Annotated in this window: 14 protein-coding genes; 7 read left to right on the forward strand and 7 right to left on the reverse strand. The window is 61.5% G+C overall.

Annotation, left to right across the window (positions count from 1 at the left end; translation table 11 throughout):
- Positions 1 to 88: 88 nt before the first annotated feature.
- Both NMB39_RS03110 and NMB39_RS03115 read left to right on the forward strand, forming a co-directional pair.
- Positions 89 to 1483, forward strand: coding sequence for an MFS transporter (locus NMB39_RS03110; RefSeq protein WP_056846331.1), 1395 nt, complete (start codon positions 89 to 91; stop codon positions 1481 to 1483).
- A 9-nt stretch (positions 1484 to 1492) separates the two neighbouring features.
- Positions 1493 to 2008: a single-stranded DNA-binding protein gene (locus tag NMB39_RS03115; protein WP_043050064.1), complete on the forward strand. Its 516-nt coding sequence runs from the start codon at positions 1493 to 1495 to the stop codon at positions 2006 to 2008.
- Between the two features lie 75 nt (positions 2009 to 2083).
- On the opposite strand, the gene NMB39_RS03120 is transcribed toward NMB39_RS03115, so the two are convergent.
- Positions 2084 to 2908, reverse strand: a complete 825-nt coding sequence (locus tag NMB39_RS03120) for an alpha/beta fold hydrolase (RefSeq protein ID WP_046069762.1) — start codon at positions 2906 to 2908, stop codon at positions 2084 to 2086.
- A gap of 277 nt (positions 2909 to 3185) precedes the next feature.
- Between NMB39_RS03120 and tam the strand changes: the two genes are divergently transcribed.
- Positions 3186 to 3947: a trans-aconitate 2-methyltransferase gene (tam, locus tag NMB39_RS03125; RefSeq protein ID WP_367236729.1), complete on the forward strand. Its 762-nt coding sequence runs from the start codon at positions 3186 to 3188 to the stop codon at positions 3945 to 3947.
- A gap of 21 nt (positions 3948 to 3968) precedes the next feature.
- On the opposite strand, the gene NMB39_RS03130 is transcribed toward tam, so the two are convergent.
- Positions 3969 to 4532 (reverse strand): cysteine hydrolase family protein, encoded by a 564-nt coding sequence (locus tag NMB39_RS03130; protein ID WP_367236728.1) that lies wholly within the window; start codon positions 4530 to 4532, stop codon positions 3969 to 3971.
- 96 nt (positions 4533 to 4628) lie between these two features.
- Between NMB39_RS03130 and NMB39_RS03135 the strand changes: the two genes are divergently transcribed.
- From NMB39_RS03135 to NMB39_RS03145, 3 genes are all read left to right on the forward strand, one after another.
- Entirely contained in the window at positions 4629 to 5600 is a 972-nt protein-coding gene (locus NMB39_RS03135; RefSeq protein ID WP_367236727.1) for a GlxA family transcriptional regulator, read from the forward strand.
- 172 nt (positions 5601 to 5772) lie between these two features.
- Entirely contained in the window at positions 5773 to 6882 is a 1110-nt protein-coding gene (locus NMB39_RS03140; protein ID WP_494339637.1) for a DUF3182 family protein, read from the forward strand.
- Entirely contained in the window at positions 6872 to 7627 is a 756-nt protein-coding gene (locus NMB39_RS03145; RefSeq protein ID WP_367236726.1) for an alpha/beta hydrolase family protein, read from the forward strand. The genes NMB39_RS03140 and NMB39_RS03145 overlap by 11 nt, the downstream gene beginning before the upstream one ends.
- Before the next feature lie 4 nt (positions 7628 to 7631).
- On the opposite strand, the gene NMB39_RS03150 is transcribed toward NMB39_RS03145, so the two are convergent.
- Genes NMB39_RS03150 through NMB39_RS03165 form a run of 4 tightly spaced genes read right to left on the reverse strand, consistent with a single transcriptional unit; the run spans position 7632 to position 11536 of the window.
- Entirely contained in the window at positions 7632 to 8588 is a 957-nt protein-coding gene (locus tag NMB39_RS03150; RefSeq protein WP_057025359.1) for a lysylphosphatidylglycerol synthase domain-containing protein, read from the reverse strand.
- Positions 8578 to 9840 carry a cardiolipin synthase ClsB gene (gene clsB, locus NMB39_RS03155; protein ID WP_367236725.1) on the reverse strand — a complete coding sequence of 421 codons (1263 nt, stop codon included), beginning with the start codon at positions 9838 to 9840 and terminating at the stop codon, positions 8578 to 8580. Before clsB ends, NMB39_RS03150 begins: the two co-directional genes overlap by 11 nt.
- Positions 9837 to 10613 (reverse strand): endonuclease/exonuclease/phosphatase family protein, encoded by a 777-nt coding sequence (locus tag NMB39_RS03160; protein ID WP_057025361.1) that lies wholly within the window; start codon positions 10611 to 10613, stop codon positions 9837 to 9839. The genes clsB and NMB39_RS03160 overlap by 4 nt, the downstream gene beginning before the upstream one ends.
- Positions 10610 to 11536 carry a DUF72 domain-containing protein gene (locus tag NMB39_RS03165; RefSeq protein ID WP_367236724.1) on the reverse strand — a complete coding sequence of 309 codons (927 nt, stop codon included), beginning with the start codon at positions 11534 to 11536 and terminating at the stop codon, positions 10610 to 10612. Before NMB39_RS03165 ends, NMB39_RS03160 begins: the two co-directional genes overlap by 4 nt.
- Positions 11537 to 11755: 219 nt before the next feature.
- On the opposite strand from NMB39_RS03165, the gene NMB39_RS03170 reads away from it, so the two are divergent.
- Entirely contained in the window at positions 11756 to 13846 is a 2091-nt protein-coding gene (locus NMB39_RS03170) for a mechanosensitive ion channel family protein (RefSeq protein ID WP_057025363.1), read from the forward strand.
- Between the two features lie 108 nt (positions 13847 to 13954).
- On the opposite strand, the gene NMB39_RS03175 is transcribed toward NMB39_RS03170, so the two are convergent.
- A complete protein-coding gene (locus tag NMB39_RS03175; RefSeq protein WP_367236723.1) occupies positions 13955 to 18202 on the reverse strand; it encodes an Lhr family helicase in 4248 nt (1415 codons plus the stop codon).
- Positions 18203 to 18362 lie beyond the last annotated feature (160 nt).

Genomic DNA, 18362 nt, shown 5'->3' on the forward strand with positions numbered 1-18362 from the left:
ACATGAAAGCTGCGCGGCAAAGCGCCGCATATACCCTCTCAATCGATGGGACTGGTAGAATCGCCGCCGGTTCACACGAGGTTTTTCCATGCACGATCCCCACAGCGAACGCATGAGTAGCGGCGAGACCCGAGCGGCAAGCGGTCTGGCCCTGGTGTTCGCCTTCCGTATGCTGGGCATGTTTATGGTGTTGCCGGTACTGGCGACCTATGGAATGGATCTCGCAGGCGCGACCCCCGCTTTGATCGGCCTGGCGATTGGCGCCTATGGCCTGACCCAGGCGATTTTCCAGATTCCGTTCGGGATCATTTCCGACCGCATTGGCCGTCGCCCGGTGATTTATCTCGGGTTGATCGTGTTCGCCCTCGGCAGCGTGCTCGCGGCCCAATCCGACTCGATCTGGGGCGTGATCGCCGGGCGCATCCTGCAGGGTGCGGGCGCGATTTCCGCTGCGGTCATGGCCTTGCTGTCGGACCTGACCCGTGAACAGCACCGCACCAAGGCCATGGCCATGATCGGCATGACCATCGGCCTGTCGTTTGCCGTGGCCATGGTGGTCGGCCCTTTGCTGACCCGTGCGTTTGGCTTGCACGGGTTGTTCCTGGCCACCGGTGGCATGGCATTGTTCGGTATCGTGATAGTGGCCTTTATGGTGCCGCGCTCTACTGGCACGCTGGCCCATCGTGAATCCGGTGTCGCCCGCCAGGCGTTGCTGCCCACGCTCAAACACCCAGACCTGCTGCGCCTGGATTTGGGTATCTTTGTGTTGCACGCCATGTTGATGTGCAGCTTCGTCGCCTTGCCCCTGGCTCTGGTGCAAAAAGCCGGCCTGCCCAAAGAACAGCATTGGTGGGTGTACCTTACCGCGCTGCTGATTTCGTTCTTCGCCATGATCCCGTTCATCATCTATGGCGAGAAAAAACGCAAAATGAAACGAGTTCTGCTCGGCGCCGTCGCGACGCTGATGCTCACTGAGCTATTCTTCTGGCAGTTCGGCGACAGCCTGCGGGCGCTGGTCACCGGCACGGTGGTATTTTTCACCGCGTTCAACCTGCTGGAGGCTTCATTGCCTTCGCTGATCAGTAAAGTTTCACCGGCCGGCGGCAAGGGCACGGCGATGGGGGTGTATTCCACCAGCCAGTTCCTGGGTTCCGCACTGGGCGGCATCATGGGTGGCTGGATGTTCCAGCATGGCGGTTTGTCGGTTGTTTTCCTGGGATGCGCCGGGCTGGCTGCACTTTGGCTGGCCTTTGCTGTTACCATGCGCGAACCTCCCTATGTGACGAGTCTGCGCTTGCCGTTATCGCCCGACGCGATGCGCGAAGCAGGCCTGGCCGAGCGCCTGAAGACCGTCACCGGGGTTACCGATGCCGTGGTTGTCGCTGAAGAAGCCGCCATCTACATCAAACTAGACACCGAATTATTGGATCGCGCGACGCTCGAGCAACTGGTCAACCCAGTGCCGACAGCGCGCCCAGCTTAGGAGAACGTTATGGCCCGTGGGGTTAACAAAGTCATATTGGTCGGTACGTGCGGCCAGGATCCCGAAGTTCGCTACTTGCCTAACGGTAACGCCGTGACCAACCTGAGTCTGGCGACCAGCGAGCAGTGGACCGACAAGCAGACCGGCCAGAAAGTCGAGAAGACCGAATGGCACCGCGTGTCGATGTTCGGCAAGGTTGCGGAGATCGCCGGTGAGTACCTGCGCAAAGGTTCGCAGGTATACATCGAAGGCAAGCTGCAAACCCGCGAGTGGGAAAAAGACGGTATCAAGCGCTACACCACCGAAATCGTGGTCGACATGCAAGGCACCATGCAACTGCTGGGCGGCCGTCCACAGGGCGACCAACAGGGCCAGGGCGGCATGTCCAACTCGGCACCGCGTCCACAGCAGTCGCGTCCGCAGCCAGCCCAGCAGCCACAGCGTGAATCGCGCCCAGCGCCACAACAGGCTGCGCCGCAACCGGCCCAGGATTTCGACAGTTTTGATGACGATATTCCGTTCTAGGCCATATCGAAGCGACTCGCTGCAAAAGAACGCGCTGCCTAAGGCCGCGCGTTTTTTTTTGTGTACTGCTGCCGACTACAATTGCGCAAAGCGCAACATATCTTGATTGGCTCGCTCCTTGTGCGTGTCGGTCAACCCATGAGGGGCGCCTGTGTATACCAGCAGTTGGGCGTGTGGGATCAAGCGCTTGCTCTCCAGGGCCGAAGCTTGGATCGGTACAATTTGATCGTCGCCTCCATGGATGATCAGCGTGGGGATGTTGAAGTACTTCAGATCATCCCTGAAGTCGGTTTCCGAAAAAGCCTCGATACTGTCAAACGTATTTTTGTGCCCTCCCATTACGCCTTGCATCCAGAACGAATTGATCAAGCCTGGCGACGGCTCGACCCCTGTTCGGTTGAATCCGAAGAATGGTCCGCTTGCGAGGTCAAGATAGAGTTGCGAACGGTTGGCAATGGAGTCGGCGCGCAGGCCGTCGAAAACATCTATCGGCGTCCCCTGCGGATTACTGGGGGTTTTTAACATCAGGGGCGTCACGGCGCAGATCAACCCTGCCTTGGCCACGCGTGCAGTGCCGTGCCGTGCGATATAGCGTGCCACTTCCCCGCCCCCGGTGGAGAAGCCGAAGAGAATCACGGCGGTCAGATCCAAGTGCTCGATCAGTTGCGCCAAGTCATCTGCGTAGTGATCCATGTCATTGCCGGCCCACGGTTGGCTTGATCGGCCATGCCCGCGGCGGTCATGCGCAATGGCACGAAAACCATGGTTGGCGAAGTGCAGCATTTGAGACTCCCAACTGTCGCTGTTCAGCGGCCAGCCGTGGCAAAACACAACGGGCTGACCACTGCCCCAGTCCTTGTAGTAAAGGTCGTTACCTTCGCGGGTTTTCAAATAGGCCATGGCTCAGCTCCATTGACGTGTGGATAATTTTTGGCTGATGGAGGCCAGAAAAATCGTCCGTGGACACTACGCTGGCGTTAAGTAGATGACCCTAAGAAGACTCAACCTGTTTGGGTCGATAATAATTCTAGTCTGTACAGGCGAGGCGTGTGGCGACAGCGCCGAGTTTTCCGTTCACGGACAGGCTTTTAACAGGGGTGGCGATCAATTCGGCTATTTGTTCTCATGGCTCTCAAGTTTTAGGCTGTCGTTCATCTCTAGAACAAGGAAAATTGCGATGACCTGGTCTGCCAAGCAATACACGCTGTTCGAACAGCAACGCACTCGCCCCGTCCGAGATCTGGTCGCGGCCATTCCCACTGCTGACGTGCGCACAGCCGTTGACTTGGGGTGCGGGCCGGGCAACTCCACTGAAGTGCTGGCCAAACGCTTCCCCGAGGCGCAGGTGACCGGCATGGACAGCTCCGATGACATGTTGGCCGACGCCCGCAAGCGCCTGCCGGCGCTGAACTTTGAGCTGGCAGATATCGGTGCCTGGAGTCCGGCACAGAGTTTCGATGTGATCCTGGCCAATGCCTCGCTGCAATGGCTGCCCGACCACGCCACACTCTACCCGCACTTAGTCAACCAACTGAACCCAGGCGGCACGCTGGCGGTGCAAACACCAGACAACCTTGACGAGCCAGCCCATCGCCTCGCCCGCGAAGTCGCGGCCGAGGGCCCATGGTCCGCGAAGATCGGTGCGGTCAAGCACAATGAGCGGCACACCGCCAACTACTACTACGAACTGCTGAGTAAGCATTGCGGTGCCGTAGATGTGTGGCGCACCACTTATCAGCACCCGCTGGCGGATCACGCGGCGGTAGTGGAGTGGTTCAAGGCGTCGGCATTGCGGCCCTTTCTCGCGCCGTTGAGCAGCGATGAAAAAACCGCTTTCCTGCAGGAGTACCGGGCGCGAATCACCCAGGCCTACCCGGCCCTGGGCGATGGCACTGTATTGCTGCCGTTCCCGCGCCTGTTCATCATTGCTACACGCTAGAGCCATCGATCCGAGTGGCGGTCACGCGGCCGCCGCTTGCGCCTTCAAGAATTCATCCGTTGACACCACGCCCGCATAGCCGAAGGCCAGGGCTGCCATGTACGCGCCTTGTACTTGAGCCGCCGGGATGACCTGCCCGTTGAATTCCTGATCGCGAGTGGCACACGCGTCATGGATCACCGTGACTTTGTAGCCCAGGTCCGCCGCCGCTCGCACCACGGCATCCACGCACATATGGCTCATGTTGCCGACTACCACAACGTCGGTGATGCTGCGCTGTTCCAGCACGGTGCGCAGGTTGGTTTGGCGAAACGCATTCACGAAGTGCTTGAGCACGACCGGTTCATCGCCCTCGTTCAACACCTTGGCATGCAAATGCGCGCCTTCGGAGCCCGGTGTAAAGAACGGTGCGTCGTCGCCTTCGAATTCATGCCGCACATGAATCACTGCATCGCCGGCCTGGCGAAACGCCTGTAGCACTTGCGCCGCCTTGTCCGCCGCGGCTTCCACGCCGTCGAGGGGCCACTTGCCTTGTGGGAAGTAGTCGTTCTGGATATCGATTAGGATGAGCGCCTGCTTGGCCATGTGTATCGCCTCGTGATGGGTTGATGGGCCTAGTATCTTAGCTGGCGATCAGGCCGAGGATTGGCTGCACCGACAATAACAGGGGGAAAACTGACAATGACCGTGGAACGCGGGACCGTCGAGCTGGGGGTGTTGATCTACCAGGGCGCGCAACTGGCGGCGGTGCATGGCCTGACGGACCTGTTCGGGGTGGCTAATCGCATCGCCGCCGAGCATCGAGCCGGGCAACTGCCCCTGTTGCGGGTCAGCCACTGGCAGGTGCATGCCCACGGTACGCCTGCGCGCGGGTTTGACAGCCACCCAGGTCCGGACCAATCGATGATGGCCGTGCTGGTGCCCCCGTCGATTGGTGAATTCACCGAAGATCAGGCGCCGCCCGCGCTGCTGGAGTGGATCCGCCAGCAGCATGCCGCCGGTACGGTGCTTGGCGGCGTGTGCATCGGCTCGATCATGCTGGCGCGCAGCGGGCTTTTGGACGGGCGCAGCGCCACCACCCACTGGTCATCCGCGAAAACCTTCGCGGCCCGTTACCCGGCGGTGCGCCTGGAAGCGGATAAACCCATTGTCGATGACGGCGACCTGATCACCACCGCTGGGCTGATGGCCTGGTCCGAGCTGGGCCTGCGCCTGGTCGACCGGCTGATGGGCCCCAGCATCGCGGCCGACACGGCGCGGTTTCTGGTGATCGAACACCGCGACAGCGCCAGCCAGTGCGGCAGCAACTTTGCGCCGATTCTCAGGCATGGCGACAGCGCAATCCTCAAGGTCCAGCATTGGTTGCAAGCCAGTGGCGCGGTGGATGTCGGCGTGGCGGCAATGGCACGGGAGGCGAACCTTGAGGAGCGCACGTTCCTGCGACGGTTTCGCACTGCGACCGGGTTGAAACCCACCGAATACTGCCAGCACCTGCGGGTAGGCAAGGCGCGACAGATGCTGGAGTTCACCAACGGCACGATCGACCACATCGCCTGGACCGTGGGCTATCAGGATCCCAGCGCCTTTCGTGCGATCTTCAAGAAGATTACCGGCCTGGCCCCCAGCGATTACCGCAACCGGTTTGGTGTTTGAATCGTGCAGAACGCCGTGTGGTGTAACGCAGGTCGTGCAGAATAAGACAGGCTAACGGCCATCACTTTCGCCGCAACTGATTGATTTAAAGACTATCCCTGCCAGCCGCGCGTTGGCCTGATCCATGCAGCCTTTGTGCTACACATAAGGGCGGGATAACCAAGGGGAACGCATGACCCCAACGAATCGCAAGAAACTGGTGGTCGCACACTCCACGCGAGAGGGCGCGCCGCAGCATGAAGTTGAAACCAACCGCGCCTTGGCCCGCTGGCTGGCGCAGATACTCGGACTCAAATTCGGTGGCAATTACGATCCCGATTTGCACACCGGGCGTGAACTGTATCTTTTGCCCACGCAAACCCTGGTCGGTCCCGCTCAAGCGCATCAGCTTAATATCAAAGGGCCCGAAGATTTGTGGGGCGGTTATGTCGACCACGATTTTATCTGCACCAAAGCCATCAGCCATGGCCTGCTGGGCCCTGAGGCAAAAGCGCCTGAAGGTTGGTCGCCGCTGTTCTGCGAGCGAGTGCGCGACGTCGTGTTGGATGGCTTGACTGTGTTCAGCCTCGAGAACGCCAGGCCCGCCGCTACTCGTCTGCTCTACAGCGGACCTATTCGCCTCAAGCCCGTGCATGCCTGCGCAGGACGTGGCCAGGAAGTTATCCACAGCCTCGATGAATTCGACGCGGTCTTGGCACGTCCAGAAGCGAGCAAGATGTTCAGCGAGGGCGTGGTGCTGGAACAGGACCTGCACGACGTAGTCACCCACAGTGTGGGCCAGAGCTTTATCGGCGCTCACGTATTCAGCTACTGCGGCGAGCAGTACCTGACCCAGGACGGGCAGGGCGAAGAGGTTTACGGCGGCTCCAACCTCTTGGTCGTGCGCGGTTACTACGAAGACCTGCTCAACCTGGACTTGCCAGAGGATGTGCGTGAAGCCATCGAGCAGGCTCGGGTGTTCGACAACGCTGCCGACGAAGCCTACCCAGGCTTCTACGCCTCGCGGCGCAACTACGACATTGCCCAAGGCCTGGACAGCGATGGGCAGCGCCGCAGTGGTGTACTCGAACAATCCTGGCGCATGGGTGGGGCAAGCAGCGCGGAGGTCGCGGCGCTGCAGAGCTTTATCAACAACCCGGGCCTCAAGGCCATTCGTGTGTCCTCGGTGGAAACCTACGTGGATCAAGCGCTGCCGGCGGATGCCATCGAGGTATACCGAGGCCCGGCCGAAAACAGCGAATTTCTTCTCAAATACGTGACGGTCAAACCTTATGACGGCTAAAAGCGAGAGCATCACCATCGATATAGACGACGAACAGATGAGCGGGACATTCCTCAGTCCAAAATCCAAAGTGCCCGGCGTGTTGTTCGTGCACGGTTGGGGCGGCAGCCAGGAGCGCGACCTGGAGCGAGCCAAAGGCATTGCCGGGCTGGGCTGCGTATGCCTGACCTTCGACTTGCGCGGCCACGCCGGCACCGGCATTCCGTTATCCCGCGTTACCCGTGAAGACAACCTGCGCGACCTGATAGCGGCCTACGACCGCCTGCTGTCTCACCCGGCTATCGACACCTCGGCGGTGGCGGTGGTTGGCACCAGCTATGGCGGCTACCTGGCGGCCATCCTCACCTCGTTACGCCCAGTGCGTTGGCTGGCGCTGCGGGTGCCCGCACTGTACCGCGACCAGGAATGGCTCAAGCCCAAGCGCGACCTGGATAAAGCCGACTTGATGGATTACCGCGGCACCCTCGTGCATGCCGAGACCAACCGTGCCCTGCATGCCTGCGCACAATTTACTGGCGATGTGCTGATCGTCGAATCGGAAACCGACGATCATGTGCCCCACGCCACCATCATGAGCTATCGTGCGGCCTGCCAGCAGACTCACTCCCTGACCCACCGCATCATCGATGGTGCCGACCATTCCCTGAGTGACCTGGTGTCGCAACAGGCCTACACCTCGATCCTGGTGGACTGGATTACCGAGATGGTGGTGGGCGAGCGGTTAAGCATCATTCAATCCCGCTGACGCGCTAAGCGGGTGTTTTCTTCACTCGCAGGGCCTTGGCCTTGGCTTCCACGCCCAGGTACATCACCAACGCAATCAACAGCGGGCAGATGAAATAAATCGCCCGATATGCGATCAGCCCTGCCAACAAACTCCCTCGTGACGCTTCATGTTGCAGCAGGCCAATGAACACGGCCTCCAACACCCCAAGCCCGGCAGGTATATGGGTGACCACTCCAGCAATTGCGCTGATCAGCAGCACCCCCAACACCAGCGGGTAATCCAGCTTGGCCGGCAGCAAGGTAAAGATCACCGCTGCCATCAGCGACCAGTTCAAGGCGCCCAGGGCCAGTTGCAGGCAGGCCATGCGCAGCGACGGCAGGTTGATCTCGATGCCACGGATCGACCATGCGCGTTTTTTTGAAAACCGGCACGCCGCCAGATACCCAAGGCTTGCGATTACCAACAGCACGCCGACACCTTGCAAAGCGCCAGTGCTGAGCTTCCAGCCGGGCGGCATGGTGACCAGTCCGCTGCTGAACACCACCCCGGCCAGTGCCATATAGCCAAACCAATTGGTGGCCAGGCTCAGGCCGAGGATCTTGGCGATATTGCTGGTGCTCACTCCCAGTCGGGAGTACAACCGATAGCGCATGGCGATGCCGCCTACCCAGGCGCTGAGGTTGAGGTTGAACGCGTAACTGATGATGCCCACCGGCAGGATCTGTTTCCAGCGCAACGGCTGACGAATGTAGGTGCGGCCGATCAGATCGAAACAGGCATAGACGATAAAACTGCATAAGGTCAGGGTGCCGGCGATTAGCAACGTGCGCAGCTTGAAGTCGCCCAGGGTCTGGAACACTTCGCTCCAGTCGATACGCCGGGCGAGCAGGGTGAACAGCACGATCAGCAGCAGGAAGAACGCAATCGTGAGCGGTTTCTTCCAGCGCTTGAACCGCGAACCGCTGGTTTCAGGCGTCATGGGGCCTACTCTCAAAAGGTTTCAAGCGCGGCTTGTGCGCCGGTAACCAGCCGGTCAGCGCAGGGAAGTGGCGCATCACATGGAACACCAAAAAGCCCACGGTCAGGCGCCACAGCCACAGGCGCGGCTTGCGCTTGGCAGGCATGGTCTGGCAATGATTCCTGGCAAGTGCCTCCAGGCGTTCGTACAACTGCTGATTGAATGCCCGGTCACGAATCAGCACATTGGCTTCCAGGTTCAGCGCGAGGCTCAGTGGGTCGAGGTTGCTGGAGCCCACGGTGCTCCATTCGTCGTCCACCAGCGCAACCTTGCCGTGCAACGGGCGTTGGCAATACTCGTGAATCACCACGCCATCCTTGAGCAAATAGTCGTAGAGCATGCGCGCCGCCAGCTTGGCCAGCAGCACATCGGGCTGGCCCTGCATGATCAATTGCACATGCACGCCACGGCGCGCCGCGTTACGAATCTCGCGCAGCAGGCGATAACCAGGGAAGAAGTAGGCGTTGGCAATCACTACTCGCTGGCGGGCTTGGCTCAGGGCGTGGATATACGCCTCTTCGATGTCGTCGCGATGCTGGATATTGTCGCGATAAATCAGGCGCACCAAGCCGTCACCTTGCTCGTTGGTCCAGGGCGAAGGCCGCTGCTGACGCCGTCGCCAGCCACGACGGGTGCGCACCTGGCGACCACTTTGGGCCAGGGCAAAGTGGTGCAGGTCAGCCACCGCAGGGCCGATCACCTGTACTGAGTAATCCTGCTTGGCCTCGGGGCCGAAGTCCGCCAAGTGGTCGGCGGAAAAATTGATCCCGCCGATAAACGCCACGTTGGCGTCGACTACCACAATCTTGCGGTGCAGGCGGCGGAACCAGTTGGTGCGAATGCCCAGGGTCTTGGAGGCTGGGTCAAACATCTGCACCGCAACCCCGGCTTCGGCCAATTCGCCAAGAAAGGCCGGGCTCAGTTCGCCACAACCAAATCCATCGAGGCTCACCACTACTTTCACCCCGCGCTGCGCCGCTTCGATAAGGATGCCTTGCAGCTCATGGCCAACCTTGTCCTCAAACAGGATGAAGGTCTCCAACAGGATTTCGCGCTGGGCGCCGCGCAAGGCGTCGAACACGGCGGGAAAGTACGCCTCGCCATTCTCCAGCAACTCCACACGGTTGCCGCTCTGCCAGCCGTAATCCAGGTCGCGAGCTTTGCTGTCGTCCGGCGGCTGGTCGGTGGCGATATGCTCTACCGCAACGTTCATAGCTCAATCTCCACCGACAGGGGCACATGATCCGACAGGTGAGACCAGGGCCGCGTGGTGAGCACGCGAGGATTATGGATCGTCAGGTTGCGCACATAGATTCGATCCAGAGGCAGCAATGGCAGGCGCGCCGGGAAGGTGCGCGCCGGCTTGCCATGGGCATGGACAAACACCTCATGGAGGCCGCTTTGGCTCAGGTCGGCCTTTTGGCGCCAGTCGTTGAAATCGCCGGCGACCACCAACGGCGCATCGGCCGGGATCTCGAGGATGCGCTGCTCCAGCAAACGCAATTGCTGCTGGCGATGTACCTCGCGCAAGCCCAGGTGGATGCAGATCGCATGTATCTCGCGCTCGCCACCCGGCAAGCGCAGCACGCAATGCAGCAGGCCACGGTTTTCGTGGCCGCTTTGGGAAATATCGAGGTTGTCGTAGCGGATGATCTGGAATTTCGACAGCAGTGCATTGCCATGGTCGCCATGGGGGTAGACCGCATTGCGACCATAGGCAAACTGCGGCCAGATGCTGTCGGCGAGGAATTCATACTGCGGCATTTTCGGCCAGTCGCTATAGCGCTGGGGATGACGTTCGTGGGTGCCGTGGATTTCCTGCAGGAACACCATGTCGGCGCCCACGCTACGCACTGCCTCGCGCAGCTCGGGCAAGATGAAGCGCCGATTCAGGGCCGTGAAGCCCTTGTGAATATTGACCGTCAGCACGGTGAAGCGGGTGATGGCGGTGGTCGGTGTGATCGGGATCAATTCGGGCTGGGTCATGGCAATACTCCGGGTTCCGGCAACTTGCCGGGCTCGGTGGCCAGGTGCTTGTCCAGTTCGAAACGCTGCAGCAATTGGCGTGCATCGAAGGGCGCGCGAACCTTGATGTCGTTGTCGAAAAAACAGAACACGTCGCGCCGTTTACGGGCGCGAGGCTTATGCTGGGGAGCGACGAGGCGCGCGTCCGCAGGTTGCTTGCCGTGGGCCCAGTGCTCGATGCGATCGCCCCAGCGCTTGAGCGCTTCGGCGCTATAGCCGCTGGCATACAACTGCTTGTCGCCGTGCAAGCGCAAGTACATGAAGTTGGCGGTGACGTCTTCGATATACGGCCACTTGCCGGCGGTGTCCGCAACCACCAGAGCGACGCCGTGCTTGTCCAGCATCTGCACAAATTCCGGCACCGCAAAACTCTTGTGGCGAATCTCCACCGCGTGGCGCAACGGCTTCTTGGCATAGGCTTTCATGCTGGCCTTGCCGTTCAGGCGCGACTCATGTTGGCGGGCGAGGGCGGCGGCCTGATAGGTGTCGGTGGGGAGTTCGGCTAGGAAGGTTTCGAACAGCGCGGCGTCGAACTTGAAGCTGGGCGGGAACTGCCAAAGGATAGGGCCGAGTTTTTCCTTCAGCTCCAATACCCCGGAGGCAAAGAAATTCGCCATCGGCTTGTGCACCTCCCGCAGGCGCAGGATATGGGTGATATAGCGCGGCGCCTTGACACTGAACACGAAGCCCTCAGGCGTATCGGCATACCATTCGGCATAGCGCTTGGGGGTTTGCAGCGCGTAGAACGAGCCGTTGATTTCGATGCTGTTGACGGCACGTGACGCAAACTGCAGCTCGCGTTTCTGGGTCAGCCCCTCGGGGTAGAAGTCCCCGCGCCAGGGCGTGTAGCGCCAGCCGGAAATGCCGATATGAATCGCCGCCATGCTTGCTCCCGTAAATGATGGGTGGATTGACCTCCGTTATGGGATGACTGCGATATTTGCCTGAAAGTTTCCACATTCCTACAGACGGTACGGGGTACCAAATGTGGCAGGGGGCAAGTCCCTCCCACCGTTTTAAATCACATGCCCAAAAAGCGCAGGGAACGATCCAAGACCAAACCCGTCAGTTCCTTACAGACCCTGCTGAAGGAGCCCGTTGTTTTGCTGAATCTAAAGACTGCATTACTGCTCGCCGCGCTGTTGCTGTGCGGCAACGGTGCACTGCAAGCCGCGGCCACTGCGCCTGCCGCCGAAACGCCGGCCAAGCCTGAGCTGTTGGTGGAGGGCGGGCTGCTCGGGGCCATCAGTTCCAGTATTGATGACGTGCAGGACAAGCTCGACCTCAACCAGAACCTCGTCGACGCCTGGCGCCTGCGTGCCGACCGGGCGGCGGATGAAGTGGGGCGCCTGGTCGACCAGACCGCCGCGCGCTCGCCGTGGAGTGTGGCCGGCGATTTTCTGCTGTTGTCCGGAGTGTGGATCGGTGCCTTTGCCGTGCTGACGTTACTGGGGCACTGGGTCGTGCAGCGCTCCAGCCGCCGCTCGTTCGTCGCAAGGCGCCAGCGCTTGCAAGGCTTGCTCGGCTACATAGTGCCCTACACGATTCCAGCGTTGATCTGCCTGCCGCTGACCCTCTATGTGAGCCACTTCTTGGCCGCTTCGGTGGGCCGTGCGCTGGCGCTGTGTTTTGCCTATGCCACCAGCAGCGGCATCTTTTCGACCTCGATGCTGCTGTGCGTCATTGTGATGTTTAACGTCGGGCACAAACGGCCCGCCGTGCAGATTATTCGTGACTACTGCCCCAAGCCGCTGTTCCTGATCGGCTTCCTTGCCGCCCTCAGCGACGCGTTGACCAGCCCGCAGATCGCTCGTCAACTGGGCGGCAATATCACCAGCAGTATTGCGGTATTTACCGGCCTGTTTGCCGCAGTAATTTTTGGTGTGCTGGTGGTGCGCCTGCGCCGTCCGGTGGCCCATTTGATCCGTAACCGGCCGTTGGCCCAACGCCTCAAACATCCGGCCTTGCAGCAATCGCTGCGGGTGTTTTCCGGGCTTTGGTACTGGCCGATCCTGTTGATGGTGCTGGTGTCGGCGGTCAACCTGATTGGCGCCGGCGACGACAACCAAAAGGCCCTGCGTTGCGCACTGCTCACCACGCTGCTGCTGATCGGCACAGTGTTTCTCAGCACCGTGCTGCAACACCTGTTCAAGTCCCGCAGCCAAGTGTCGATCCAACGCAGCAGCGCCTACAAGGAACGCTTCCTCAGTTTGCTGCACGCGATCCTGCGTATCGTCATGGCCATTGCCTTTATCGAAATCCTCGGGCGTATCTGGGGCGTATCGCTATTCGAATTCGCCCAGCGCAACTCAGTGGGCCGGGCCATCAGTGATTCCCTCAGCAGCATCGGCCTGATCCTGTTGGTGACCTGGCTGTTCTGGGTGGTACTCGATACGGCGATCCAGGAAGCCCTCAAGCCGCCGGTGAATAAACGCTCCAGCCGCCAGCCCAGCACCCGGGTGAAAACCATCCTGCCGCTGCTGCGCAATGCGGTGAAGATTATCCTGGTGGTGATTTGCGCGATCACCACCATGGCTAACCTGGGCATCAACGTCGCGCCGTTGCTGGCGGGTGCCGGGGTGGTGGGCCTGGCCATCGGTTTCGGCTCCCAGCAGTTGGTGCAGGACGTGATTACCGGCCTGTTCATCATCATCGAAGACACCCTGTCCATCGGCGACTGGGTAGTGCTCGACTCCGGCCACGCCGGCACCGTCGAAGGCCTGACCATCCGCACCCTGCGCCTGCGCGACGGCAAGGGTTTTGTGCATTCGGTGCCGTTCGGCCAGATCAAGGCGGTTACCAACCAGTCACGGCAGTTCGCCTATGCCTTCTTCTCGGTGCAATTCACCTACGACACCGACGTGGACAAGGCCGTTGAGCTGATCCGCGAAGCGGGCCAGTCGATTCGCGACGACGTGTTCCTCAAGTACAACCTGCAAGGGCCGCTGGAAGTATTTGGCGTGGACAAGATGGACCTCAATGGCGTGGTGCTTACTGCACAGTTCCGTACGGTGTCGGGTGGGCAATATGCGGTCAGTCGGGCGTTTAACCAGCGGTTGAAAAAACTGGTGGATAACTGTGATGAGGTGCACTTTGCGCAGACTTATCCACAGCAGGTGTTGTTGCCTAAGCGTGTGGCGCAGGTGGAAGAGCCGGACGCGCTGGTGCTGACCGAGCAGCCCAGGTCTCAATGATGAGGGTGGCTGTTCTGGCCCCATCGGGAGCAAGCCCCCTCCCACATTTAGATTTGTGAACACATTTCAAGTGTGGGAGGGGGCTTGCCCCCGATGAGGCCCTGAAGGTCAGCGCCTGATCAACTTCTCCTGCACCGCCTGCTGCTCCACCTCCAGCAACACCTGCTGCTTGCCGGCGACCATCACCGCCGCCGGCACCCCATCACGATAAACGACCCGATTACCGCTTACCGCTGGCACCTTGGCTCCCGGCAGCAGCGTGCCGACAAGATTCAACGGATCGGCCCCACACACCGCAATCAAACTCCCATCATGGGGCCGCCGCCTCACCTCGCGCAGCAACGGTATCGCCTCCGGCAATGCAAACTGTTCCCCCGCCAACCCACTGACAAACCGCCCGCCACGAATTTCGCCCCGCGCCTCCAACCGATGGAAAGTGCGCAGCAGCTCACGCCAACTTGGCAACCAGTCCGCCTCACGCTCCAGCAGCCGCCAGAACACCACGCCATAACGGCGCAGCAGGGTCATTGCCACATGTTCCAGGGTCTCGGCCGAATGCGCGCCGGCGGCGGTCGCCGAGCGGCGAACCAAAGCCCAACGCCCGGCATCGTCCATACCGCCGACAAACGCCCCGCGCCCACGTCGACTGCTGCGCGCCTGGCGTTTGCTGGCGGGGGTGGTCAAGGCGCGCAGGCCGGCGAAGCTGTCAGCATTCACCAGGCCGGCGCCTACCAGTTCCTGCAAGGCTGTCTCCAGCTCGCTGCGCAGCAAATGGGCCTCGTGCACCAGTTCATCGAAAAACAGCGCGCCATGCTCGCGCAGGGCCAGGTGGACCTTCTGCGCCTTGGGCGACAAGGTGGTGCTGTCGGTAGGCTCGGGCAGCCCGCTCCACAACGCTACCTGGCTACGGGGGAGCAAAACCACCGGGGTGCTGCGCAACGCCATGGCGCCGGCCTTGTTGCTCAGGCGCGTCCAGACCAGCTTGCCGCTGCGGCACAGGTCATCGAGCCAGGTCGATGAGTAATCCTTGATGCGGGCGCTGAGCAAGTCTGTGTCCCAGGCCGACGTGGCGGCGGCATAGCCTTCGAACTGGCCGACAATCTGCGGCAACACCGCGCTGCCCTGGCCGCGGGTGCTGTCGGACAGGTGCTGCCAATCGAACAGAAAGCGCATGAAATCCTGCAACGCCACCGGCTCGATTTCCCGGCGCAGGCGCTTGACCGTGTAGCGATGAATGCGCGCCAGCAAATGACGTTCGCACCATTGTTCTTCACCCACGCCGGGGCTGAAGTGGCCGCGCAGCACGTAGCCTTCCTGTTCCAGGCGTGCCAGGGCCTGGGTAATCGACACCACCGGTAAGGCCAGGGGCGCTGCGATCTCGGCCAGGGTCAGCGGGCCAAAACCACTCAGGCGCGCACGCAGCACTTCCACCAGCGCTTCATCGAAGGACCAGGGCTCATCGAACCCCGGCAGCAACGGCAGATCGTTGGGATACAGCGCCTGCAAACAACTCAAGCGCTCCACGGCGACCCACATTCCGTTAGACAACTGATAGGCCCGCCCGGCCTTGCGCAATGCCTGCAACCATTGGGCCCATTGCGGCGTAACTTCGCTCGCTGCGATGCAGGCCAGGCTCATCAGCGCCTCATGCATTTCATCTAGGCCATTGGGCGCCGGCCAGGCTTCATCGCGTACACCGGCGATGGCGTCGGCATCCAAGGCGCCCAGGTCGTCAGTACTCTGCGGGTCGCTCCAGCGGCGGTTGAGCACGGCCTGGGTGCGGCGCTCCTCCAGGGGCGCGTCGTCGAGGAAGGTATAGGGTTTGGCACTGAGGATTTCTGCGGCCATGGGCGAGGGCGCGGGCAGGTCGCGGCTGATCAACCGCACGTCGCCGCGCTCCATGCGCCGCAGCAGCGCCAGCCAGGCGTCGCTGTCCATGGCTTCGTGCAGGCAGTCGTCGAGGGTTTGCTCTACCAACGGGTGGTTGGGAATTTCGCGTTCGCCGGCAAGGTTTTCCAGGCAGGCGATCTGGTCGGGAAACACGCTGGCGATCAGGTCTTCGCTCTTCATCCGCTGGATTTGCGGCGCCACCTTGCGCCCGCCGGTATAACGCGGCAGCGCCAGGGCCACGCCGGCATTCCAGCGCCAGCGCACGCCGAACAGTGGCGCATCCAGCACGGCCTGGATCAGGATGTGCTCGGCACTGTTGCTGTTGAGATAACGCCACACCTCATCCAGCGCGAAGCTGTGACTGGTGGACAACGACAGCACGATGGCATTTTCACTGGCCGCCGCTTGCAGCTCGAAATTGAAGGTACGGCAAAAGCGCTTGCGCAAGGCCAGGCCCCAGGCGCGGTTGATGCGGCTGCCAAACGGCGTGTGGATGATCAGTTGGGTGCCGCCGGATGCATCGAAGAACCGTTCCATGATCAATGTGTCTTGGGACGGCAGGGCGCTCAGGGCCTGGCGCGACCGAGCGAGGTAGTCCAACAGTTGGTCGGCGCTGGCGGCATTGAGGCCCAGGGTGCCGGTAAGCCAGTCGAGGGCCGGTTGCAGGTCGCCGGGCGTGGCGCCGAGCAAGCTGTCCAACTGCCCTTGCAAGCGGGCCACGGCCACCGATAACTCGTTGCTGCGTCCAGGGGCTTCACCCAGCCAGAACGGAATGGTCGGAGGTTGGCCCTGGGCATCCTCGACCCGCACCTTGCCGGCTTCGACCCGCAGGATTCGATAGGAGGTATTGCCGAGCTGGAAGATATCCCCGGCGATGCTTTCCACCGCAAAGTCTTCGTTGACGCTGCCGATATTCAGGCTTTGCGGCTCCAGCAACACGCTGTAGTCGGCATTGTCGGGGATCGTGCCGCCGCTGGTTACCGCCGTGAGCCTGGCGCCACGGCGCCCGCGCAGGGTGTGGGTCACGGCGTCGCGGTGCAGGTAGGCGCTGCGCATGCCCTGGCGGCCGTTGTAGCCCTCGCTGAGCATCTGCAAAAGGGCCTGGTAGTGGCGTTCATCCAGTTCGGCGTAGGGCGCGGCGCGGTGGATAAGCGCCAGCAGCGCCTGTTCCGGCCATTCCTGGGCGCTGACCTCGGCGATGATCTGCTGGGCCAGTACATCGAGCGGCGCCACCGGAATATGCAAGGTATCCAGCTCGCCACGGCGCACGCAGTCGAGCAGCGCGGCGCACTCAATCAGGTCGTCGCGAGTGGTGGCAAACAGGCGCCCCTTGGGCGTGCCGCCGACCTGGTGCCCGGAACGGCCGACCCGTTGCAGAAAGCCGTTGATCGAACCCGGCGAGCCGATCTGGCAGACCAGGTCTACCTCGCCGATATCAATCCCCAGCTCCAGGGACGCCGTGGCGATCAACACTTGCAGTTCGCCGGCCTTGAGGCGCTGTTCGGCGTCCAGGCGCATCTCCTTGGCCAGGCTGCCATGGTGAGCGGCCACGGCGGTCTTGCCCAGGCGCTCGCTCAAATGCCGGGCCAGGCGTTCGGCCAGGCGCCGAGTGTTGACGAATACCAGGGTGGTGCGGTGTTCGCGGGCCAATTGCGCGAGGCGATCGTAGACCAGCGCCCACACATCGTTGGCCATCACCGCCGAGAGGGGCACCGGCGGTACTTCGATCGCCAGGTCGCGGGGACGGGCGTGGCCGATATCGACGATGGCGCAATCACGTTCGGTGCCGACTAAAAAGCGTGCGACGGCTTCGATGGGTTTTTGCGTGGCCGACAAGCCGATCCGGGTCAATGGCTCGGCACACAGCCCTTGCAGGCGCTCCAGGCTCAAGGCCAAGTGGCTGCCGCGCTTACCGGCGGCGATGGCGTGGATCTCATCGACGATCACCGTACGTGTGCTGGCGAGCATGTGCCGGCCGGAATCCGAGCCGAGCAACACGTAGAGCGATTCCGGAGTGGTTACCAGGATATGCGGTGCGCGTTTGCGCATCTGGGCGCGGTCTTTTTGCGGGGTGTCGCCGGTGCGCACAGCGGTGCGGATTACCAGCGGCGGCAGCCCCAGCTTCTCCAGATGTTCGGTAATGCCGGCCAGCGGGTTTTGCAGGTTGATCTGGATATCGTTGGATAGCGCCTTGAGCGGCGACACATACACCACCAGGGTTTGGTCCGGCAGTTCGCCGCCGTTGGCCAGGCCTTGGTGCACCAGGTCGTCCAGCACCGCCAGGAAGGCCGTCAGCGTTTTGCCGGAACCGGTGGGCGCGGCGACCAGTGTCGAGCGGCGCTGGCGGATCAACGGCCACGCCTGGGCCTGGGCGTTGGTCACCGAAGGAAAGGTACTACGGAACCAAGTGCTGACGGCGGGGTGAAAGCCGTGCAAACCCTTGTCCGTTGATTCGGGAAGGTTCATTCACCCTATATGCAACCGGCGGGGCCAAGTTGCAACCCCGCACTTTATCCGTGACGGTTGCGCTACAAACCCGCAAAATGCAACGATTCTGGAATAAACCTACGGCAAGGCTCACGCGCCTGCCGACAACAACCATCGTTCCAAACAGACCGGGCCTGCT

The sequence above is a fragment of the Pseudomonas sp. FBCC-B545 genome, from assembly GCF_059134095.1.